General features: G+C 50.5%; 13 protein-coding genes. 6 read left to right on the top strand and 7 right to left on the bottom strand.

All coding sequences use genetic code 11. The features are described from left to right. Positions 1-82 precede the first annotated feature (82 nt). From moeA to PTW35_RS08170, 4 genes are all read left to right on the top strand, one after another. Positions 83-1,315 (top strand): molybdopterin molybdotransferase MoeA, encoded by a 1,233-nt coding sequence (gene moeA / locus PTW35_RS08185; protein WP_281027261.1) that lies wholly within the window; start codon positions 83-85, stop codon positions 1,313-1,315. A gap of 70 nt (positions 1,316-1,385) precedes the next feature. Next, positions 1,386-2,132 (top strand): molybdopterin-synthase adenylyltransferase MoeB, encoded by a 747-nt coding sequence (moeB, locus tag PTW35_RS08180; protein WP_281027260.1) that lies wholly within the window; start codon positions 1,386-1,388, stop codon positions 2,130-2,132. Positions 2,133-2,321: 189 nt separating this feature from the next. Further along, positions 2,322-2,780 carry a hypothetical protein gene (locus PTW35_RS08175; RefSeq protein WP_281027259.1) on the top strand — a complete coding sequence of 153 codons (459 nt, stop codon included), beginning with the start codon at positions 2,322-2,324 and terminating at the stop codon, positions 2,778-2,780. Positions 2,781-2,939: 159 nt separating this feature from the next. Continuing rightward, a complete protein-coding gene (locus PTW35_RS08170) occupies positions 2,940-3,593 on the top strand; it encodes a MarC family protein (protein WP_281027258.1) in 654 nt (217 codons plus the stop codon). 52 nt (positions 3,594-3,645) lie between these two features. Here PTW35_RS08170 and PTW35_RS08165 read toward each other — a convergent pair whose 3' ends face one another. Continuing rightward, positions 3,646-5,262 (bottom strand): peptide ABC transporter substrate-binding protein, encoded by a 1,617-nt coding sequence (locus tag PTW35_RS08165; RefSeq protein ID WP_281027257.1) that lies wholly within the window; start codon positions 5,260-5,262, stop codon positions 3,646-3,648. A gap of 141 nt (positions 5,263-5,403) precedes the next feature. After that, positions 5,404-6,243 carry a S1-like domain-containing RNA-binding protein gene (locus tag PTW35_RS08160; protein ID WP_281027256.1) on the bottom strand — a complete coding sequence of 280 codons (840 nt, stop codon included), beginning with the start codon at positions 6,241-6,243 and terminating at the stop codon, positions 5,404-5,406. A gap of 284 nt (positions 6,244-6,527) precedes the next feature. Here PTW35_RS08160 and PTW35_RS08155 point away from each other — a divergent pair, with 284 nt between their 5' ends. Both PTW35_RS08155 and PTW35_RS08150 read left to right on the top strand, forming a co-directional pair. Continuing rightward, positions 6,528-7,886, top strand: coding sequence for a hypothetical protein (locus PTW35_RS08155; RefSeq protein ID WP_281027255.1), 1,359 nt, complete (start codon positions 6,528-6,530; stop codon positions 7,884-7,886). 73 nt (positions 7,887-7,959) lie between these two features. Continuing rightward, positions 7,960-9,438: a protein adenylyltransferase SelO gene (locus PTW35_RS08150; RefSeq protein ID WP_281027254.1), complete on the top strand. Its 1,479-nt coding sequence runs from the start codon at positions 7,960-7,962 to the stop codon at positions 9,436-9,438. Between the two features lie 77 nt (positions 9,439-9,515). On the opposite strand, the gene PTW35_RS08145 is transcribed toward PTW35_RS08150, so the two are convergent. The 5 genes from PTW35_RS08145 to PTW35_RS08125 form a co-directional block, all read right to left on the bottom strand. After that, a complete protein-coding gene (locus PTW35_RS08145; protein WP_281027253.1) occupies positions 9,516-18,971 on the bottom strand; it encodes an Ig-like domain-containing protein in 9,456 nt (3,151 codons plus the stop codon). 664 nt (positions 18,972-19,635) lie between these two features. Next, positions 19,636-20,247, bottom strand: coding sequence for a tail fiber protein (locus PTW35_RS08140; RefSeq protein ID WP_281027252.1), 612 nt, complete (start codon positions 20,245-20,247; stop codon positions 19,636-19,638). Between the two features lie 81 nt (positions 20,248-20,328). Beyond that, positions 20,329-21,267, bottom strand: coding sequence for a formyltransferase family protein (locus PTW35_RS08135; RefSeq protein WP_281027251.1), 939 nt, complete (start codon positions 21,265-21,267; stop codon positions 20,329-20,331). A gap of 20 nt (positions 21,268-21,287) precedes the next feature. Then, positions 21,288-22,529 carry a hypothetical protein gene (locus PTW35_RS08130; protein ID WP_281027250.1) on the bottom strand — a complete coding sequence of 414 codons (1,242 nt, stop codon included), beginning with the start codon at positions 22,527-22,529 and terminating at the stop codon, positions 21,288-21,290. After that, positions 22,526-23,134 carry an aspartyl/asparaginyl beta-hydroxylase domain-containing protein gene (locus PTW35_RS08125; RefSeq protein ID WP_281027249.1) on the bottom strand — a complete coding sequence of 203 codons (609 nt, stop codon included), beginning with the start codon at positions 23,132-23,134 and terminating at the stop codon, positions 22,526-22,528. The genes PTW35_RS08130 and PTW35_RS08125 overlap by 4 nt, the downstream gene beginning before the upstream one ends. Between the last annotated feature and the right edge of the window lie 67 nt (positions 23,135-23,201).

The following is a 23,201-nucleotide window of genomic DNA, read 5'->3' as shown; positions in this document are numbered from 1 at the left end:
TACTCAGGTATTAGTGCTAGTGACCTTTTTTTGTCATAATTACGCCACTAAAACATATAACGACGATAGACGGATACCTATTATGGGATGTTGTGACACTCCAGGCTTAATGCCAGTCGAAACCGCACTGACTAAAATTCTTGACCAGGTTGAACCACTCAAAGATGTAACATCAGTTTCTCTTTCTGACGGTATGGGCTTGGTGCTGGCTGAAGATATTTGCTCACCAATTAACGTACCCCCTTTTGCTAACTCGGCAATGGATGGCTATGCCCTGCGCATTGCTGATCTGGAAAGTACAGATACCTTGCGCATGGCAGGTAAGTCGTTTGCCGGCATCCCCTACGACGGTGTTTGCCAGCCTGGCGAATGTATCCGCATCATGACCGGTGCTCAAATGCCAGAAGGTGCTGATACCGTTATCATGCAGGAAGAAACCGATGTCGACGGTGATAACATCCGCTTCACGGCCAAGGTCTCTCACGGCGAGAACGTCCGCCCTATTGGTGATGATGTTCATCAGGGTGATGTGGTCGTCGCAAAAGGAAACCGTATCACCGCCCGCGAGATGCCACTGCTGGCTTCTCTGGGTATTGCTACCCTGCCCGTTTATCGTCGCCCAGTGGTTGCTTTCTTCTCGACCGGTGATGAGCTTCGCCCGGTTGGCGAGCCGCTGGAAGCGGGTCAGATCTACGACAGCAACCGCTACGGCATCCGTGCTCTATTGGAAAAATTCGGTTGTGACGTAATGGATCTGGGGATTATCCCTGACTGTCCTGAAAAACTGCGTGAAGCCTTCGATAAAGCCACCACCGCCGATGTATTGGTTACCTCCGGTGGTGTCAGCGTGGGCGAAGCCGACTACACCAAAGACATCTTGGATGAGCAAGGCGAGATCGGCTTTTGGAAAATTGCGATGAAACCGGGCAAACCTTTTGCCTTCGGTACCATCAAAAACACTTGGTTCTGTGGCCTGCCGGGCAACCCGGTATCGGCCATGGTCACGCTTTACCAACTGGTACAGCCCATGCTGGCCAAGCTGTCGGGCCATAGCCAATACCAGCCACCGCAGCGCCTGAAAGCCAAGGCGACAACGGTCTTTAAAAAGCGTCCGGGCCGTGCCGACTACCAACGTGGCATCTACCAACTGAACAGCGAAGGCCTGGTTGAAGTGGCAACGACAGGCAACCAGGGCTCAGGCGCCTTTAGCTCGATGCACCAGGCCAACTGCTTTGTAGTGCTCGAGCAAGAGCGCGGCCGTGTGATGCCGGGCGAAGAAGTGACGATCGAGCTGTTCAACCACGCAATGTACTAAATACGCTAAAGACGGTGCTCGCCAACCGGCGAGTACGCCTCCCGCACATAACTACCGACAGGAATATACAGTGGTAGAACTTACCGATGCAGAGATGCTGCGCTATAACCGCCAGATTATTCTTAGGCAATTTGATTTTGATGGCCAGGAAGCGCTCAAAGCCACCTCGATGCTGATCCTTGGTGCCGGTGGGTTGGGTTGTGCATCCAGCCAATACCTCGCAGCCGCCGGCGTTGGCAAGCTTACCTTGATCGATGACGATAAAGTCGAAGTGTCCAACCTCCAGCGACAGGTTCTGCACAACGACAGCACGGTCGGCATGCTGAAAGTCGACTCTGCCAAGCGGGCTCTGCAGACGATCAACCCGAATACCGTTATCGCAACCGTGGCAAAACGTCTTGATGACGAAGCTCTGAAAGCGCTTATTGAGCAGCATGATATGGTGCTCGATTGTTGTGATAACGTGGACACACGAAACCAGCTAAATCGGTTGTGTTTCGAAACCAAGACTCCGTTGATTTCCGGTGCAGCTATCCGCATGGAAGGCCAGATCAGTGTTTATACCTATCAGGATAACGAGCCTTGCTACCAGTGCCTGAGCGCCCTATTTGGCCAGCAAGCCCTGACGTGCGTAGAAGCCGGGATCATGTCGCCGGTAGTTGGCATTGTGGGCGCGGTACAAGCCATGGAAGCGATTAAAGTCGCCGCCAATATGGGACAGCCCCTGACGGGTAAAATCCTGATGCTCGATGCCATGACCATGAGCTGGCGGGAAATGAAACTCGGCAAGCAACCTAACTGCCAGGTTTGTGGTTAATACCTAGCAATTTAATTTGCAGCCAATTTTGAAGCCAGCAGGTATTTCCTGCTGGCTTTTCTTTTTCCCGCGCCAATCACATTCACCAAATGTATGGGTTTGTATGGGTTGCGCATAAAAGCAATGAATAGCATTAAATTAGTGCTACTATCGACACATTAATGAACAGTGTTTTATAGGGCGTATATAATGAAAAAAATCGGACTGATCGCATGTGGTTTGAGCGCATTGCTACTTGCGGGCTGTGCAACCCCTTATGATACCGACCGTGACTCTTTCTGGTCATTCGGTAAAGGCTTCGAAGTTACACCTCTTGCTCAGGATACTTGGCAAATCAGTTTTATCGGCAACGAAAATACTGACCGCACACTGGCCCGAAACTACCTGCTCCACAAAGCAGCAGAGCTAGCGCAAGGTGCCGGCTATCCTTACTTTGCTCTTCGCGGCGAACAGAACTTCCGCGACCAAACAGGTAGCTCAACCGGGTTTGGTTACTCGAGCAACGATTTCCTGTACGGTATTGGCAACACGATCTCAGAAACTACCGTGATGGTTGAAGTCATTGGCATGAATGAAAAGCCAGCTGACAGTAACCTACCTGTGTATGAGTCAGACTTCATCTTAAAAAATGTAGATGTGAACTCGTAAGCAGCTAAGAGACTCCCCCTTCAAGCCGGTGCAGAAACACCGGCTTTTCTGCAAAATGATAAAAGCCTCTCATTTATCACCGACTTTCTTTACCCCAGCAGTTTTCTAACTAAGATTTAGTAAAACAATAAGTTAATCTTATGCTCAGGGAGCGCTCCAATGCACGATTTACTGACTGTTAGCGTAACCGTCTTTATGGGTTTCTTCGCCATTATGAACCCGATCGCTAACACCGCGGTATTCATCGGTTTAACCAGTGCGCAAACCCGCCAGCAGCAGAGAGCGACAGCCTTCAAAGCCCTAGTTACTGCATTTTGCATCGTGGCGGCTTTCAGCTTGCTCGGCAAAGGGATTTTTCACGTTTTCGGTATTACCCTACCTGCACTTCGCATTTCAGGGGGCATCTTGGTATTCTTGGTTGGTTACCACATGCTGCAGGGCAGCAGCTCTTCAATGCATCGTCATCAAGAAGAAGATAACCAAAGCAAAACCGTCAGTGAAGATCAGGACGTCGCGATTTCTCCGCTTGCCCTCCCTATACTGGCAGGGCCAGGCACCATCGCAACCGCCATGAACTATTCTGCGGCAGGTGGTTTTCTGAGTATAGCGGTCACAATTTCAGCCTTTGCAGTGCTGTGCCTAATCAGTCTGGTTTGTTTTATTTATGGCCAGAAACTGGTGAGTGTGCTTGGGGATAACGGAATAAGTATCGTCACCCGGCTAATGGGATTAATCCTGACAGTCATCGGGATGCAAATGGGGATCCAGGGAATACATGATGCCATCGCCCTGTTCGATCACCTTGCCAAATAAAAGCCGGACAATCGTCCGGCTTGATAGGCAATAATATCTAATTTGAAGAGTCTTACTGCATCAGGTACAAATCACGACTGTATCGCGCTTCTGCTGCATTGGTGGCCGAGTAGCCGCCAACTTTTGTGCTCTTGAGCACTGAACGCGTGTAGTGATAAAGCGGGATAGCTGGCATCTCTTCAGAGAAAACCTGCTCCGCCTGCTGGTAGTACTTGTTACGCTCGTCATTGCTTGGCGATTGGATAGCTTTGGCCATTGCCTCGTCATAGGCATCACTCGACCAGCGAGAGTAGTTCATTCCGGTACTTTCGAAATAAGACAAGAAGGTTGAGGCTTCGTTGTAATCCCCTACCCAGGCATAACGGGCTACCGTAAAGTCTTTCTGGCCAAGTTTCTGCAAAAACGTCTTCCACTCTTGGTTGGCCAAGTTGACCTTGGCACCCAGGGTCTTGTTCCACATCGACGACATCACAATCGCCAACTTCTTGTGCGATTCTGAGGTGTTGTACACCAACTCGAAAGAAAGTGGATTGGACTTGTCAAAGCCCGCCTCAGCAAGTAGTTCTTTGGCCTTCTGGTTACGCTCTTTCTGGCTTAGCTGCCCCCATGCCAATTTCGGCGGTACAAAGCCGTCTACGGATGGCGGGGTCACCCCATAAGCAGGTACCTGTCCTTGGCCAAGGATCACCTTGGTGACAACGTCACGATCAATCGCATAGGCCAGAGCCTTGCGGACCCTTGGATCATCAAACGGTGCTTTGCTGACATTGAATAAGTAGTAGTAAGTGCCGAGCGATGGCATGGTCAACAGCTCTTCCGGGCGCTGTTTTTTAATTGCATTGTATTGCTCGAGAGGGAATGACGAGGTGATATGGATCTCCCCAGTCCGGAAACGGTTATATTCCGCTGTCATATCAGCAATTGGCAAATACGTAACCTTGTTGACGACAGTTTTGTCGTTGTTCCAATATTGCGGGTTGCGCTCCAGCACAATGCGCTCATTCAGCGTCCAGTTAGCCAATTTATAAGCACTGCTGGTAACAATATTCTCCGGCTTGGTCCATGCATCGCCATGAGCTTCGATGGCGGGACGGTAGACAGGGAATGTCGACTCGTGAACCATCATTTTGACGAAATACGGTACCGGCTTATCAAGAGTGACCTGCAACGTTTTGTCATCAAGCGCTTTGACACCAAGCTGCTCCACCGGCAGCTTGCCTTCGTTGATTTTATCAGCGTTAAGAATATGGGCAGTACTGTAATACCACGCATACGGCGCACCGGTTTTCGGATCCACCACCCGCTTGAAACTGTACTCGAAGTCACCGGCAACAATTGGCTCACCGTTTGACCATTTAATGCCATCGCGCAGATGGAAGGTAAACATTTTACCGTCATCCGATTGTTCCCAATGCGTTGCCAGCGCAGGAATAATCTCGCCATCGGGGCTTTGGGTCACCAGCCCCTCGAACATATCGGCAATAACGCGGGCACTGGAGGTATCTGAAGAATAAGAAGGGTCTAAAGTCGGAACTTCATCGCCATTGCCACGAACGATCTCCTGAACTTTGGCTAATGTCACATTATCGGGGACATCTGCCGCCCAAGTTGGGCTTGCCGCTAGCATTGCGACAGCAGCAGCGATCACTGTTAGCTTACTTCCTTGCATAATCTATCCTTGTGATGGTTGTAATAAAGGGTTAAACCGCTTTTAACATACACACATATTCACTCGGGTGATATGCTACTGCTCACAAAAAAGCCGGTGATAAACACCGGCTTTTGATTCAGTATCACAACCTTACACTGGTTAATTATCGTTCAAGCGAATTCCATCACGCTCAATAATAATAATGCCTTTTTTGTACAGGGCACCGATAGTCTTCTTGAAGGTCGCTTTACTGGTACGGAATTCTTTGAAGATTTCATCTGGTGACGACTTGTCGCTCAGCGGAACAAAACCACCCTTGCGCTCAAGGGTCGTCAGAATTTTATCGGCCAAGTCATCAACCTTAGCCTTACCTGCTTTTTGCAGCGACAGGTTGATCTTGCCGTCTGGGCGGATTTCTTTAATGTAAGCTTTCAGCTTCTTGCCCGGGAACAGCTTGCCAAATGATTCTGTTTTGAACAGCAGTCCCCAGTGTTTGTCTTCAATCACCGCTTTGTAACCCAGATCGGTAATTTCAGCGATCAGCACCTGGACTTCTTCGCCGACTTTGTATTTAGCGGGTGTTTTATCCAAGAAACGGTTGAACTTGGTGGAACCAACAATACGGCCTGATGCTTTATCCGTGTAAACACGCACCATGATGTCCTGGCCGACTTCAAGGCGGCGGCGTTGCTCACTGAAAGGAACAAGCAAATCTTTTTCCAGGCCCCAGTCAACGAATGCCCCCACGCCACAAATACCGACCACGCGTAGCAAGGCGAAATCCCCCACTACCGCGTAAGGCTGCTTGGTCGTTGCAATGATGTCATCTTCAGAGTCGAAATATACAAAGACTTCCAGCTTATCACCCAGCTCAGTGCCAGCAGGAACACAAGCTTTAGGCAGTAGGATATTGCCAAAGTCTTCACCACCATCAAGGAATACGCCAAAATCAACCAGCTTGACGACCTCTAATGTGTTGTATTGTCCAATTCTAATCATTCTTTCGACACTCTCTGGGTAAATAAAACGGCCTGCTCATCTCACAGCCGCCAGTATGCGAAGCTTCGCAACAGCTTCATCTTAACATCAGGCGGCGCATTATACGTGATGTTAACCCAATGCGCCTGACCTATCTTTCATTTTTTGCTTATTTTTCACTCTAATAAAGCGCCAAATTCCAAATAAGTCTGCTAATAACTGACTAATTCATCTAAAATTAATATTAATTCCGACAGTTAACGCTATATTGATATCCCCTAGCTAATGTGAGGTAGTGTAGTAGAGTGATCACAGTTGAAAAAAAAGACGGGCACAAACTCAAAATTTCCCACGTCATCCCTGAAACAACCAATAGACAACTGGATCTCTTTATTTTCGTTCCCGGTGAACTCGGATTAAACAGCAATATCATTGCTGAGGATGAATTTTTCCACAATGCTATCCAGGGCAAGCGCACCTACTACAGTGACGTAAACCATTTACCCTTGGTCCACAGCCGCCTTGCCAGCCGAGGTAAGTTATCGACCGAGCAGTACCGTTTGAGCTTGAGCCTCTATGCGTATCAATACGCCTTGGCGCTTGAGAAAACCACCCAGCAGCTGCTTGATGACAAAGAAGATCGTTCGCTCGATGAAGTCGAAGAAGTCGCCCAACTCACGATGCGGATCCTCAAGCGACTTCGCCGTAATGTGCCAACCGACAAAAAACTGCACAAATACTATGAGAATGTCGATAACTACCTATCATGGTTTACCGAACAACGCTTGCTAGAGATGGTCGCCCACTTACCAAGAAGCAGTGACTATAGCGAAATAAAATCACTGCTGCTTGAAGTCTGTGAAAGAGAGTCTGAGCATCGCAGCAACCATGACTACAACTCGTCCAAGGCCATGGAAGATCCTACCCGGATGTCAAACAAGATGCGCCTGTTGCGCCGCTTGATTGAGTACCCGGTAACCATGAAGGAAAAAACCACCGAGCTCGGGCAGAATACACGAAAAATTGTGACCGGTTTTGCTGCAGGGTTTGTGATGATTTTCGTAACGTTAATGCTCATCAAAGCACGAGGGGTACTCGGCGATATTACCGCCTCTTTCATTTTGGTGCTCTCTTTCATCTATGCCGCCCGTGAAGTATTCAAGGATGACTTGAAAACCATGCTTTGGCGCTGGGTGCGTAAAGGCAAGCCGAAATGGCGCAAGCAATTCTTTGACGTCAACTCAAACCAATTGATTGGCCGCCAGCTTGAATGGATGGAATACTGCGCCTTCAAGGAACTCGACAAGGAAATCCGAAAAGTACGCAAGCACAAAGTCTCCCAGCACGAGGAAACCGTACTGCATTACAAGAGCACGACCCGGATGTCACCCACCAAATTCCTGACCGGTTATGAGCAAACCCGTGAATCCATTATGTTGGATCTCCGCACTATTACCCGTCTGATGGAGAAAGGCTCGCAGAAAATCTACCAGCTCAAAGACGGCCAGGTCTCTAAGGAGTCGGTAGAAAAGCGCCATTTGATCAACCTTGTCACCCGGGAGAAAGTTGATGACAAGACCATTTCGATCCAACGCTGGAAAGTGATTATGAACCGCTCGAAAATTGTCGATATCGAGCCGATTGAAACCTACAACGGGGAATAACCCTACACTCTCTCCGTTGTAACCTCGCGGACAGTTGATACGCTTAAAGGGAAGCCATTTAGATGATCCCTATATGAAAAAACTGTCCGAGCTCGTCTTCAACAACACCTACAGTGCCCTACCGAAAAGTTTTGGTACCTTCATCAAACCTCAGCCGCTTGATGATCCTTTCCTGGTCAGTGTGAACAACCGCGTTTGCCAAATGCTTGAGCTTGATCCGGCTCAAGCCCATACCCAATACTTTGTTGACCTCTTTACCGGCAACGATGAGCACCCAGCGATGGCTCCTCTTGCCATGAAGTACACCGGCCATCAATTTGGCCAATATAACCCTGATCTGGGTGACGGACGAGGCTTGCTAATGGGAGAAGTACTGACATCTTCCGGGCAAAAGTGGGATATACACCTGAAAGGCTCCGGCCTTACCCCCTACTCGCGCCAAGGTGACGGCCGGGCTGTATTGCGCTCCAGCATCCGTGAATACCTGGCCAGCGCCGCAATGGCAGGACTAGGCATCAAAACTACCCATGCATTGGCGGTGCTCTCGAGCAATACCCCAGTATTTCGAGAAACGGTCGAGCGCGGAGCAACCTTGATCCGGGTGGCGGACAGCCACCTAAGGTTCGGTCATTTCGAGTACTTTTTTTATACCCAGCAATATGCCGAATTAAAACTACTGGCCGACTATCTAATCAGCCATCACTTTCCTGAAATCAATCGCCATAATAATGAGACCGACCAGTATCGCGAGATGTTCAACCACATAGTTCAACTTACCGCCGAAATGATAGCCGACTGGCAAGCGGTAGGATTTGCTCATGGGGTGATGAATACCGACAATATGTCGGTACTCGGCCTGACGTTCGATTACGGTCCATACGGCTTTCTCGATGACTACGAGCCCGGCTATATTTGTAACCACTCTGATTACTCCGGCCGATATGCGTTCAACCAGCAACCAACGATCGCCTTGTGGAATTTATCCGCTCTGGGCTATGCATTAACCCCGCTGTTGGAAAAACAAGCCATTGATCAGGCCCTTCAGAACTATCAGCCGCTATTGCAGAAAGCTTACAACAAGAAAATGCGCCATAAGCTGGGATTGAAAGCAACACTCGAACAAGATACCGCGCTATTTGCTGGTTTGTTTGATTTATTGAAATCCCAAGCCGTTGACTACACGCTGTTCTTCCGCACGTTATCGTCGCTCCCTCATGCCGAACTCCTATCAGCCAGTCACCACTTTCAGGCCCTGTTTGAAGATCTCGCCCCTTTGGCTGCCTGGCTGTCTTTATATTCAGATCGGCTGGAAAAAGAATCGTTAGATGATGCAGATCGCCTCGATCTCATGAGATCAACCAACCCCAAGTTTATCCTGAGGAACTACCTCGCCCAGCAAGCCATTGAGCTGGCAGAAAAAGGGGATTTTTCCATGATCGAGCAACTACTGGCCATCCTCCAACATCCCTTTGAGGAACACCCGGAATTCGATGCCTTTGCAAAACGCCCACCTGAATGGGGCAAAAAGTTGGAAATCAGCTGCTCTTCTTGATAAAGAAAAGCCATTTACAGCTCGTAAATGGCTTCATTGTTTACTGCTGAATGAGCTACTTTCAATTGTTAATGATATCAGAAACCGGGAAGTTGGTACTTCAGCTTAACACTGAACGAATCTACGTCATTGGCATCGATAAAGTAACGGTTAACAGCCAAGCTAACTAGCCACTGCGGAGTGAAAGCATAACTCAATTCTAAGCCTAAATAAGGATCCACACCGTCGTCATCATGGGTAATTACCTTTCCTTGATATAGGCTCTCTATATCTGCCTGCCAAAACATGGCTCCCACTACTCCGGCAAGTGATACTTGATGTTGCCGCCAGAATGCATATCGTGTATCGATACCAAAACCTTGCACCAGTACAGGCGTTATTCGAGATACAGATTGATGCTCAGCGTCTGTCAGACCAAGCCCTCCGGCTAAGGTCGCCGCTCCTTTGCCCTGATCAATATACCTAATCGTTACATCCCAATCAGGCGTGATCGAATAACCTGCCCCAACAGCCCAGTAAAGATCATCATCCTCGATATTGATGATCTCTGCTTGGGTCGAACCCAAATCATCTCGAGCTTTACTCATGCCGATATCCGCCTCTACATACCAACCAGCCTGAGCCTGTAAACTGAAAGGCAGCATAAACAACAGTATCATGCGTATCAATGAACGGCTTTTGGAAGCCCCCCACTTACAAAGCGCTAACAACATCAGCATCATTATCCCTACTCCGCCCATGCTGCCTCCTCCTGAGTTTTTCACGTAGGTTGAACTGACATTACGGACAGTGACCTTGACGTTAGCTACCGACGTCAAACCAAACATATCTGTAATTTGATAGCTGATGGTATCTATCCCTTCAAACCCAGCATCAGATTGATAACTCAAGGTTTGATTGCTATTAATCACAACCTTACCATTCGTCGCACTAGCAGCGAGTATTGCTAATTGATCGCTATCAGGATCGTAGTCATTTGCCAGAACATCGATAAGCACCGTTTCCTGAGTGACGGCTTGTGCATCATCTGCCACCGCAACCGGCGACTGGCTGTTAACAACCGTGACGGTAGCCGTCGCAGTGGCAGTCCCTCCTCGACTATCTGTAATACTGTAGGCAATCAACGCCTCACCGAGGTAGCCCGTTTCAGCCGTATAATAGAGTTGACCATTAATGATCTCAGCCTGGCCGAAGTTAACCGACGCATTGACAATACTGAGGGTATCCCCGCCTACGTCACTGTCATTTGCTAACACATCAATCATGACAGAAGCATTCTTACCCACTATCGCGATATCAGGCTCAGCGACGGGAAGCACGTTTTCACTGGCTTTTGCCGCTACACCGCCCGGATCCATAATGCTACCGTTTACCGTACCATCATCATCATTCGGGCCACCATCTTCTATCGTGAGCTGAACACACCAATCTCCCTCTTTAAGGCCAACAACCCAAAGTTCACTTCCTGGCGGCGGGCAATACCCTGCCTCACCCGCGGTTGACGACAAGTAGTTATTACTGTCTATGACAAAATCAAACCACCCATTCTCCTCCGAGTATTTTCGGTAAACAGCATTGGCCGGAATAGGAAGACGCTGAGGAAAGACCACCTGATAAGTTTGACCTGGCGTCGGTAGTCCGTAAGCGATGAAATCGAACACCCCACCGATATTGGTTGCTTCCGTATCGCTTCCAAATTCCTGCTCAACCTCGTCATCAAATAACTGCGTTCCTCCCGATGCATTCGCGGCAACACTCACACCTTTACGCAAGCAGACCCCTGGGTTCCCTTCGATCAGGTAGCTATCCGACTCGAGAGCACGCTCTTGGAGGACATTACATTCATTGATTGCATCAAGGTAATCAGGGATACCATCATCATCGCTGTCGGCAAAGCCCTCTTCGCTATCAGGCATCAAATCACCATCACTATCCTCAGTGCCAAGCGAAGCCAATTGCGAGACCACCTCGAAATAAATGTCCTTTTTCACCAATGCCGGAACAGAAGCATTATCCATCACCGTCAAGCTGATTCGATAATGCCCTGGCAAAAGCGACTGGGGGGAAAACACAAACTCCTCTTCATTATCACTTTGGTTAATGATCAAAGGCTCATCCGTATCCCAGCTATATTGGTGGCTATCCAAAACATTTGCGTCAATAACCGTAGTTCTGATTGTGACCAAATCGGCACTGTTGGTGATCAACTGACGATTTTGACCAGACTGACTCACAGTAGCTGTTAGCTGAGGTGGAATATTGTCCTCTTTGATAAGCAGGTGGAACACTGACTTGCTACCAAGATTCACGCTTTGATCCAAGGTGATAATCAACTCTTCATCGCCTTCACTGATACCATCAGCAGCTATCGAAAACGTGATCGAACCTTCCACACCGTCTTCAATAACAACTTTGCCTTCTTCTAGATCGTGGTCTTTGTTATCCACACTTCCCGATATGGTGTAAGGGATGACAACAGGGTAGCTCGGAGAGGCCCCATTTAAGTGAACCTTAACCTGGTGACGACTTCCTTCCGCTGTCACTCGATCTTTTTCGATAGACACTAACGGGTGTACCATGACTCGCTGGCTTGCCTCCGCAGTATTTCCTTGGGCATCTTTGGTTTGCCAATAAGCAATATTCTTACCAGGAGGGAAGTAAAGCCGATTATCGACCAAAGAAACACTCAGCGGGTTACCCACAGAATCAAATGCTGAGGCAATACCGAGATCAACTTTAGTAAAGAGTCCTGTTGCGTTGACCTCAACGTCATCGGGTTCATTGATAACAGGTGTTCCTAACTGAACATCTCCTTCAATGGTTAAATTGACCGTCGCACTGACTAACTCACTGTGTTCATCAGTAACCAAATAGCTGATTTCAACATTGCCGGTAAAGCCTGCGGGTGCAACAAAATTAAGCTTGTTATTCTCGATTGTTACTGTTCCCACGCTGGCCTGGGCCGCAACAATGCTCAATTCGTCACCATCCACATCGACATCATTGCTTAGCACATCGAGTTCAAACTGATTTTGCTCCGTATATGTTTCCGTGATGGTGTCGTCAACGATAATCGGCACATCATTGACCGGCATAACGGTCAGGTCCACCATGGCAATGTTAGACACGTCACCAGTCAAGTCCTTGACCTGATAACTAAATAAGTCATCACCGAAGAAATTCTCAATGGCCTGGTAACGTATTGCGCCGGTCGGCGTTACACTGACCGTCCCGCCTTGTGGCATTGTCACAATTTCTACCGATGAAACGTCTAGCTGATCACCCTCGTCGACATCGTAGTCATTGCCCAAGACGTTAATCTCTAGCGTGCCCTCTTCGAGCAATTGAGCTTGGTTATCGATAGCAACAGGTGAATCGTTTACAGGAGTAATCGTAACAGTCACCGTTGCGGCTAACGACTCATAACCATCGCTATCAGTAATCGAGTACGAGATCAATTCAGTGCCATTAGCATCCGCATCAGGGACATACCTTAGCTTTCCATCTGCGAGCACTGAGACTGAACCTATATGCAAAGAGCCTTGGTCAATGAGGGTGATCTGCGAAGATGCAAACCCAGCCTCGCCACTGCCATCTTCAATATCACTGTCGTTCGACAAAATCGCGATATCAACTGGCTCGTCCTCAAATGTCGTTACCTCATCATCTCTGGCAACTGGTCGGTCGTTAATTGCCCCTACCAAAATCTTGATTTCTGCATTTTCCGATGCGAGTCCTGCTTCATCGTAGATGCGGTAGGTCAATTCATCTTGGCCAAAATAATCATCATTGGGCATATAACGAATATTGGCGCTGTCGACTACGGTAGCTACACCGTACTCAGGATGAACCACTATTTCGATATCCCCTGCGGGTGTTCCCTCTTCAGAGTCCGATGATGCAATTCTTACCGCCAGAACTAAAGGGTTGTCCTCTGCCGTTTTTTCGTTAAATGCAGCAGCGACCGGTGCATCATTAACAGGTGTGACTGTTATGGTGACTGTTGCCAGTTCAGATTGACTTAAATCGCTATCTTTGACTCTGTAGGAGAAGATATCGGTACCATTGAAATCATTTTCAGGCTGGTAGGTCACTTTTCCTGTTCCAGTATCAAACTGAGCAGTACCGTGTTCTGGGGCAGTTTCTATGCTAACGCTGGATACCACCAGGTTCTGATCGATATCGTAATCATTGCTCAGAATGTCAATCAGTACTGACTCATCTTCATTTGTCTCCGCAATGTCATCAACAGAAACCGGCGCGTCATTGACATTCACCACTTCCAGGTTAAACGCGACCAGACTCGCGGTTTCGTTACCATCACTCACGGTGATCACGATGTTCGCCGTGGTGCCGACATCGTCGTTGCTCGGCGTGCCGGATAGCAGCCCGGTGGCAGTATTGAAGCTCGCCCACGCCGGCTGGTTGTCGATACCGAAGGTCAGCGCGTCGTTGTCGAGATCACTGGCCACTGGCGTGAAGCTGTAACTGGCATCCTGCTGCACGCTGGTCGCCGGGGTGCCCGATATCGTCGGTGCATCATTAACATTGACTACCTCGAGATTGAACGCCGCCAGACTCGCGGTCTCGTTGCCATCACTGACATGAATCACGATGTTCGACGTGGTGCCGACATCGTCGTTGCTCGGCGTGCCGGAAAGCACACCGCTGGCGGTATTGAAGCTCGCCCAGACCGGCAGGTTGTCGATACCGAAGGTCAGCGCATCGTTGTCGATATCGCTGGCCACTGGCGTAAAGCTGTAGCTGGCATCCTGCTGGACGCTGGTCGCCGGGGTGCCCGAAATGGTCGGCGCGTCGTTGACGTTCACCACTTCTAGGTTGAACGCCGCCAGACTCGCGGTCTCGTTGCCATCACTGACATGAATCACGATATTCGATGTAGTGCCGACATCGTCGTTGCTCGGCGTACCGGAAAGCTGCCCGCTGGCGGTATTGAAGCTCGCCCACGCCGGCAGATTATCAATGCTGAAGGTCAAGTCATCGTTGTCGATATCGCTGGCCACTGGCGTGAAGCTGTAACTGGCATCCTGCTGCACGCTGGTCGCCGGGGTGCCCGATATCGTCGGTGCATCATTAACATTGACTACCTCGAGATTGAACGCCGCCAGACTCGCGGTCTCGTTGCCATCACTGACATGAATCACGATATTCGATGTAGTGCCGACATCGTCGTTGCTCGGCGTACCGGAAAGCTGCCCGCTGGCGGTATTAAAGCTCGCCCACGAAGGCTGGTTGTCGATACTGAAGGTCAAGTCATCGTTGTCGATATCACTGGCTACTGGCGTAAAGCTGTAGCTGGCATCCTGGTTGACCGAGGTCGCCGGAGCCCCCGATATGGTCGGCGCGTCGTTGACGTTCACCACTTCTAGGCTAAACGCGGCCAAGCTGACCGTTTCCGTGCCGTCACTGACATGAATCACGATGTTCGCCGTGGTGCCGACATCGTCGTTGGTCGGCGTGCCGCTCAACTGCCCGTTGGCGGTATTGAAACTCGCCCAGACCGGCAGGTTGTCGATACCGAAGGTCAGCGCATCGTTGTCGAGATCACTGGCTACCGGCGTGAAGCTGTAACTGGCATCCTGGTTGACCGAAGTCGCCGGCGTCCCCGAAATCGTCGGTGCATCGTTAACATTCACGACTTCCAGGTTGAACGCCGCCAGACTCGCGGTTTCGTTGCCGTCACTGACATGAATCACGATGTTCGACGTGGTGCCGACATCGTCGTTGCTCGGCGTGCCGGATAGCAGCCCGGTAGCAGTATTGAAGCTCGCCCACGCTGGCTGGTTGTCGATACCGAAGGTCAGCGCGTCGTTGTCGAGATCACTGGCCACTGGCGTGAAGCTGTAACTGGCATCCTGCTGCACGCTGGTCGCCGGGGTGCCCGATATCGTCGGTGCATCATTAACATTGACTACCTCGAGATTGAACGCCGCCAGACTCGCGGTCTCGTTGCCATCACTGACATGAATCACGATATTCGATGTAGTGCCGACATCGTCGTTGCTCGGCGTACCGGAAAGCTGCCCGCTGGCGGTATTGAAGCTCGCCCACGCCGGCAGATTATCAATGCTGAAGGTCAAGTCATCGTTGTCGATATCACTGGCTACTGGCGTGAAGCTGTAGCTGGCATCCTGGTTGACCGAAGTCGCCGGGATGCCGCTGATAGTCGGTGCATCATTAACATTGACTACCTCGAGATTGAACGCCGCCAGACTCGCGGTCTCGTTGCCATCACTGACATGAATCACGATATTCGATATAGTCCCAACATCATCATTGGTTGGCGTGCCGGAAAGCAGACCGCTGGCGGTATTGAAGCTCGCCCAGACCGGCAGGTTGTCGATACCGAAAGTCAGCGCATCGTTGTCGATATCGCTGGCTACCGGCGTGAAGCTGTAGCTCGCATCCTGCTGGACGCTGGTCGCCGGGGTGCCCGAAATGGTCGGCGCGTCGTTAACATTCACCACCTCTAGGCTGAATGGACCAAGACTATCCGTCTCTATCCCATCACTGACATGAATCACGATGTTCGACGTGGTGCCGACATCGTCGTTGCTCGGCGTGCCGCTCAGCTGTCCGGTGGCGGTATTGAAGCTCGCCCATGCCGGCAAATTATCAATGCTGAAGGTCAAGTCATCGTTGTCGATATCGCTGGCCACTGGCGTGAAGCTGTAGCTGGCATCCTGCTGCACGCTGGTCGCCGGAGTCCCCGAAATCGTCGGTGCATCATTGACATTGACCACCTCTAGGCTGAATGGACCAAGACTATCCGTCTCTACTCCATCACTGACATGAATCACGATGTTCGATGTAGTCCCGACATCGCCGTTAGTCGGCGTACCGCTGAGCAAACCGCTGCCGGTATTGAAGCTCGCCCAGACCGGCAAATTATCAATGCTGAAGGTCAGGTCATCATTGTCGATATCGCTGGCCACTGGCGTGAAGCTGTAGCTGGCATCCTGGTTGACCGAAGTCGCCGGAGTCCCCGATATGGTCGGCGCGTCGTTGACGTTGACCACTTCTAGGCTAAACGCGGCCAAGCTGACCGTTTCCGTGCCGTCACTGACATGAATCACGATATTCGACGTGGTGCCGACATCGTCGTTGCTCGGCGTGCCGAACAGCTGCCCGCTCGCGGTATTGAAGCTCGCCCACGATGGCTGGTTGTCAATACCGAAGGTCAGCGCGTCGTTGTCGAGATCACTGGCCACTGGCGTGAAGCTGTAACTGGCATCCTGCTGCACGCTGGTCGCCGGGGTGCCCGAAATCGTCGGTGCATCGTTAACATTCACGACTTCCAGGTTGAACGCCGCCAGACTCGCGGTTTCGTTGCCGTCACTGACATGAATCACGATGTTCGATGTAGTCCCGACATCGTCGTTGCTCGGCGTGCCGGATAGCAGCCCGGTGGCAGTATTGAAGCTCGCCCACGCCGGCTGGTTGTCGATACCGAAGGTCAGCGCGTCGTTGTCGAGATCACTGGCCACTGGCGTGAAGCTGTAACTGGCATCCTGCTGCACGCTGGTCGCCGGGGTGCCCGATATCGTCGGTGCATCATTAACATTGACTACCTCGAGATTGAACGCCGCCAGACTCGCGGTCTCGTTGCCATCACTGACATGAATCACGATGTTCGACGTGGTGCCGACATCGTCGTTGCTCGGCGTGCCGGAAAGCACACCGCTGGCGGTATTGAAGCTCGCCCAGACCGGCAGGTTGTCGATACCGAAGGTCAGCGCATCGTTGTCGATATCGCTGGCCACTGGCGTAAAGCTGTAGCTGGCATCCTGCTGGACGCTGGTCGCCGGGGTGCCCGAAATCGTCGGTGCATCATTGACATTGACCACTTCCAGGTTGAACGCCACAAGGCTCGCACTCTCGTTGCCATCGCTGACATGAATCACGATGTTCGACGTGGTGCCGACATCGTCGTTGCTCGGCGTGCCGGAAAGCACACCGCTGGCGGTATTGAAGCTCGCCCAGACCGGCAGGTTGTCGATACCGAAGGTCAGCGCATCGTTGTCGATATCGCTGGCCACTGGCGTAAAGCTGTAGCTGGCATCCTGCTGGACGCTGGTCGCCGGGGTGCCCGAAATCGTCGGTGCATCATTGACATTGACCACTTCCAGGTTGAACGCCACAAGGCTCGCACTCTCGTTGCCATCGCTGACATGAATCACGATGTTCGCCGTGGTGCCGACATCGTCGTTGCTCGGCGTACCGGAAAGCAGACCGCTGGCGGTATTAAAGCTCGCCCAACTCGGCAAATTATCAATGCTGAAGGTCAAGTCATCGTTGTCGATATCACTGGCTACTGGCGTGAAGCTGTAACTGGCATCCTGCTGGACGCTGGTCGCCGGGGTGCCCGATATCGTCGGCACGTCATTGACGTTCACGACCTCCAGGTTGAACGCCACAAGGCTCACTGTCTCGGTGCCATCGCTCACGGTGATCACGATGTTCGACGTGGTGCCGACATCGTCGTTGCTCGGCGTGCCGGAAAGCACACCGCTGGCGGTATTGAAGCTCGCCCAGACCGGCAAGTTGTCGATACCGAAAGTCAGCGCATCGTTGTCGATATCACTGGCCACTGGCGTAAAGCTGTAGCTGGCATCCTGCTGGACGCTGGTCGCCGGAGTCCCCGAAATCGTCGGTGCATCATTGACATTGACCACTTCCAGGTTGAACGCCACAAGGCTCGCACTCTCGTTGCCATCGCTGACATGAATCACGATGTTCGATGTAGTCCCGACATCGTCGTTGCTCGGCGTGCCGCTCAGCTGTCCGGTGGCGGTATTGAAGCTCGCCCACGCCGGCAGGTTGTCGATACTGAAGGCCAGTGCATCGTTGTCGATATCGCTGGCCACTGGCGTGAAGCTGTAGCTGGCATCCTGGTTGACTGAAGTTGCAGGTGTTCCCGAAATAACAGGTGCGTCATTAACGTTCACCACTTCCAGGTTGAACGCGGCCAGACTCACGGTCTCGTTGCCGTCGCTGACACGAATCACGATGTTCGCAGTGGTGCCGACATCATCATTGCTCGGCGTGCCGGATAGCTGCCCGCTGGCGGTATTAAAGCTCGCCCAAGCCGGCAGATTGTCGATACCAAAGGTCAGCGCATCGCTGTCGATATCGCTGGCCACTGGCGTGAAGCTGTAGCTGGCACCCTGGTTGACCGAAGTCGCCGGCGTCCCCGAAATCGTCGGTGCATCATTGACATTGACCACCTCTAGGCTGAATGGACCAAGACTATCCGTCTCTACCCCATCACTGACATGAATCACGATGTTCGACGTGGTGCCGACATCGTCATTGGTCGGCGTGCCGGATAGCTGCCCACTGGCGCTATTAAAGCTCGCCCACGAAGGCTGGTTGTCGATACTGAAAGTCAGATCATCGTTGTCGAGATCACTGGCCACTGGCGTGAAGCTGTAGCTGGCGTCCTGGTTGACCGAGGTCGCCGGCGCCCCTGAAATGATTGGTGCTGTGTTACCTGCCGACGAGGGTGTCACCGTCAGTCTGAAGGTTAGGTCATAATCGGGAAAAACAGCACCATCTAAATACAGATTTCCATTAGGATAAAATGGTGGGTTTCCGTAATTAGCTGACTTGCTACTATCCGAATAGTTAATGCTATGACAATCAGCGGGCATTAGCGTAAAAAGATAAGTATTCCCTTCAGTAACAGGTACAGAGTCGGTAAGGGAAATTTCACTAAAACTATAACCATTCTGCTCTGTACTAGTGATGAACGTATTAGTGATATTCCATTGTTGTTCACTACCTATTGACGCACCTTTACTACCACTAAATTCATAAAATTGAATTGTACATGTAGATGATTGGTTTGAAACAAGTTCTACTTTGGTAACCACACCAGTTGCAGGAGCTTCAAACGTCTGCCCCCACTCCGAACCGTACTGACTAGAAGACCAAATATTAAACGCCCAGCCATTGGTGTCATTTACCACAATCGCACTGTTCACTTGCCCAGAATATATTAGACCCAAGGCTGCACTATAAAAAATTATAGCTCTCCAACAATTTCTCAAGTTATTTGGACTAAATCTAAACAAACCATCCATATCTATTTCTCCCCCAGTTACCACATCCTTGTGGTGCTCAGCCCTTTATAGTGATCCTTGACAATTATCTATGATGAACTAGACCCCTTCCTTAGTTGCGCGATGGAAATACCCCCACTAGGGAAATGATGTGGTACAGCCCCAAATACGGGTTTCGAATTCCAAATGCTTGGTTTGAACCTGTGTTTCCAACTGCCACCGTTCCGCCACCGCTCCCCTGCACGCGCACGCCACCAAGAGAAACAAGATCAGCATCAGCAGGGTTTGCGGCATAGGCTGTTTGTAAACCCATACCTTCGGTCGCATTCGCTAAAACAGCATTATCTTTAGCAGACGTATCGCCCGCTTTTTTAGAGGCCATCACTGACACCTCAACGCTACCGCCACCGCCAGACGGGTTAAACTCAGCCACATGTGAATGTTGAGGAAGATTGTCTAAACTCAGCGTCGTAAGTTCAGAGCCATAGCTCTGGCCCCACATTATTGTTGACAAACCTTTTCCTTGCCCTACACCCACAGGAGAACGCCCCTGTAAATCAGGTAAGCCAAGTGTTGTTCTACCATCCCCACCAAACGTGGTTCCAAGCAAGGCAAAAACCGCCTCATTGTTATTAATTGGCAGCAATTGTCCTTGACAAAATGAACTGCCTTTCGGGGCAAAGTTGAACCCAACGGTATGAATACTTCCTATATAGGTTTCCATGAACTTTCTCCTTACAATTAATGGAGATAGTCACGACTACATAACTGTGAACTATCAGCAAGGTGGCGAAGTTTGCCTCGCCTACCCCAAAATCATTCCGGCATCTAGCTGGTAAAACACGGCGAACTGATAGCCACTGTAATAGCCCGATTGGGCGACGATCACATCCAGACGCACTGCGCCATCTTTGGCTGCCACAATCAACCCCTTTTCTTTATCAACCGCCAACACGGTACCCGGAACACAGCCATAGCTTGGCTGGGAGTTGGCAGTGATTTGCATGACATTGAACGTGCCACCATTGACTCGAACCGCCACGCCACCATGATGGGGATTACCGGCCCGTGCCGCACCGATAAAATCGGCCACGGTATGCTCGGACCAAATAAGCTGAGCATTATCAGCATTCACTCTCGGAGCCAGCGATACCTCGCCTTGCTGCGCCCGCCATTCAATGGCACCAGCTTCGTAGCCGGCGATAAAATCGGCCACCAACTGCGGGGCGGCTTGCATCACACGTAGACCGAGGCTCTGATGATTATCAAAAGGATGAATAGCTAGCGGCGCTTGCAAGCCTATCTCACCGCTATCCATCTGCTGAGTTAGGCGGTGCACAGTCAGTTGGGTTTGGGTAAGGTTATCGCGCAATTGCCAATAGATGGGGTTGCTACCCCTGTAAGCAGGCAGATCGGACGCATGGAGATTAAAAATCTCACCATCGAAGTAGTCACAAACCTGCGCATCGATTTTATGAGAAAATCCGAAGACTAACCCCGCGCTGGCTTGCCAGTAGTCGAACTGGGCCAGCAAGCGATTATCATTCAGATCAACCTGGGGAATATTTGCCTGTACCAGTTGCTGATTCAATTGTTGTAGATCCCCGACTAATCGGCTGTCACCGAGATCTTCTAGTGATAACGTCACCACGCCCACCAGCTTGTTTTGACTGGCAAGCAACTCAATAACGGGAATGCTGACGCAACTGGCAGTAAAAACGACGACCTTGTTTAAGCGTTCCATGCTCTGATCCTTTCGCTAACTTAGGCTTTGATAGGAATAAACCGAGGTAATCCCGATAACTGATAGTAAAAACCAACTCGCTCTCCCCCTCGGGCAACAAAGTACTTTCTGTCGGGAACCGAAGGCGTGGCATCGACGTAAAACGTCATGTCCGGTAAAGGGTGCGTAATACCGGAGTCATACTCATCAACCACGTCGTCGCCAAACGCATGGATACGCGCATAAATCGCAAGAATTCGCTCTGGCATATCAGTAACGCCATCAGGTAACACCAGCGTGCCCGCCTGAACGACCTCAATATCATTGGCCAGCGTAATGGGCTGCATCGCCAACAATGCCGTTTTGGAGATATGGAATATTTCACCCAGTTCAACTCGCTGATCACGAGCAGAAAGGTGGGATGAATGGGTATAGGCCGCAGACTGCCACTGTTGGTTAAATTCTGTATCGCCGTGTACCATGATGGCCTGTACAGAGATGGACTGCGGCACCATAATGCCATCGAGACTCAAGAACTGTACCTGGTGCCGGGCAATGCTCAACTGTCCCTCTTGGGTAAAACCGTGTTGCAGCGCCTCAAGCAACAGAATGTCTATCGCCCCCTGCGGCTCATACTGTGTGGCGTCTGCTTCGACGATAGCTTCGACATAGTCCGATACATTCAGGTCTTTGACCAATTGGTGCAAAGACTGAATCGCGCCAGGCTGGATATCGACAAGTACAACCTGTAACTGGCTACTGTCAACTCCACCTTCGTCTTGGTAATACTGCAACAACGGCAGTAGCAAGGGGGCAAAGGGGCCACAAGCCGGATAGAGCAAACGCACTTGCTTCCTGTTGCTGAGTTTGGCTCTGATCGCTTTATCTAACCCACGAACGAACCCACGTAATCGGTAAACATCTTTGATGCTGGTGCTGCAATTGAGTGGCGACATAATCAGCCCGGTTGCGCTGACATATTGGCGGGTAAGAAGATCCTGACCCAAAGCCGCCTGCGCCATTGACAACATGGCCTGATCGTACATATCGGTAAACAGTGCAGTTAACTGCTCATGCACGGTCACGCTGTCAGTCAACACCGCTGTCATCGCTTGGGTAAAACTCTGCTGCAGTTTCAGCTTGCGCTCGGCCTGGGATAACTGTTGCTGCGCCAGGGACTCCAGTTGCTGACGAATGGAAAACTTCAACAGGTTATCAACGGCGGGATCCGCAAAATCGAGCTCGGCTTTTGGGTGATTCGCCATCTGTAGTTGCGCTTTCATCTCTCTTCATGCTCCGTCTTTGGTTGAAGTTGTGCCATTAGCCAATCATTGACAATGCAATCGAAAACCAGGTAAATACGAGGCGTATGACCTCGGTGATAAACGGCATGTTCTGCAGCCGCATTGATGTACCATAATTCACGTTCCCCAATCTTTAGCGACTTCCCTCCTACAACGAACTCCACACCAGGATCTGTCTGCAGACAAAAGTGAAGACGGGCTTGGCCCTCAGACAGGACTAGGCCATGATCACAATGTGGCTTAATAATCGAGCCCGGACCCAGCTTCATCAAACGGGCAGATAAAACAGCACAAGGAAATAACCGTAAAAAACGAGCGATATGGGGTAGCCCGTCTAAAATGGGATAATTTTCATAATCGTCAGGGCCTGCTGACTCCTCAAAATTAAAAGCCTGTAAGATTGGTGAACGGCCAGCATGTTTCACCAAGCCTCTCAACGGAAGTACCAGCCATTCCCCTTCAAAACATGCTTTATTTACATGAGTAAGCCATCGGCCATTATTATCTTGTGTAAAATCCCACTGTTCCGAGTTAGATAAATCCAACTCTTCAGGGACGCTTAATTGAGAGAAAATCACATCCATATTATTCTCTAATAAACAGAAGGTGTCTTTATTATCAAAGAAAAGTAAATATTATAAATCGCTGATT

The organism is Photobacterium sp. DA100 (genome assembly GCF_029223585.1).
Lineage (GTDB): Bacteria > Pseudomonadota > Gammaproteobacteria > Enterobacterales > Vibrionaceae > Photobacterium.
This window is presented reverse-complemented; position numbering and strand designations above follow the sequence as displayed.

What these genes read in the sequence shown, in the direction of transcription:
- moeA (WP_281027261.1), top strand. Translation starts at nt 83, where the DNA reads ATGGGATGTTGTGACACTCCAGGCTTAATGCCAGTCGAAACCGCACTG.
- PTW35_RS08175 (WP_281027259.1), top strand. Translation starts at nt 2,322, where the DNA reads ATGAAAAAAATCGGACTGATCGCATGTGGTTTGAGCGCATTGCTACTT.
- PTW35_RS08170 (WP_281027258.1), top strand. Translation starts at nt 2,940, where the DNA reads ATGCACGATTTACTGACTGTTAGCGTAACCGTCTTTATGGGTTTCTTC.
- PTW35_RS08165 (WP_281027257.1), bottom strand. Translation starts at nt 5,262, where the DNA reads ATGCAAGGAAGTAAGCTAACAGTGATCGCTGCTGCTGTCGCAATGCTA.
- PTW35_RS08160 (WP_281027256.1), bottom strand. Translation starts at nt 6,243, where the DNA reads ATGATTAGAATTGGACAATACAACACATTAGAGGTCGTCAAGCTGGTT.
- PTW35_RS08150 (WP_281027254.1), top strand. Translation starts at nt 7,960, where the DNA reads ATGAAAAAACTGTCCGAGCTCGTCTTCAACAACACCTACAGTGCCCTA.
- PTW35_RS08140 (WP_281027252.1), bottom strand. Translation starts at nt 20,247, where the DNA reads ATGGAAACCTATATAGGAAGTATTCATACCGTTGGGTTCAACTTTGCC.
- PTW35_RS08135 (WP_281027251.1), bottom strand. Translation starts at nt 21,267, where the DNA reads ATGGAACGCTTAAACAAGGTCGTCGTTTTTACTGCCAGTTGCGTCAGC.
- PTW35_RS08130 (WP_281027250.1), bottom strand. Translation starts at nt 22,529, where the DNA reads ATGAAAGCGCAACTACAGATGGCGAATCACCCAAAAGCCGAGCTCGAT.
- PTW35_RS08125 (WP_281027249.1), bottom strand. Translation starts at nt 23,134, where the DNA reads ATGGATGTGATTTTCTCTCAATTAAGCGTCCCTGAAGAGTTGGATTTA.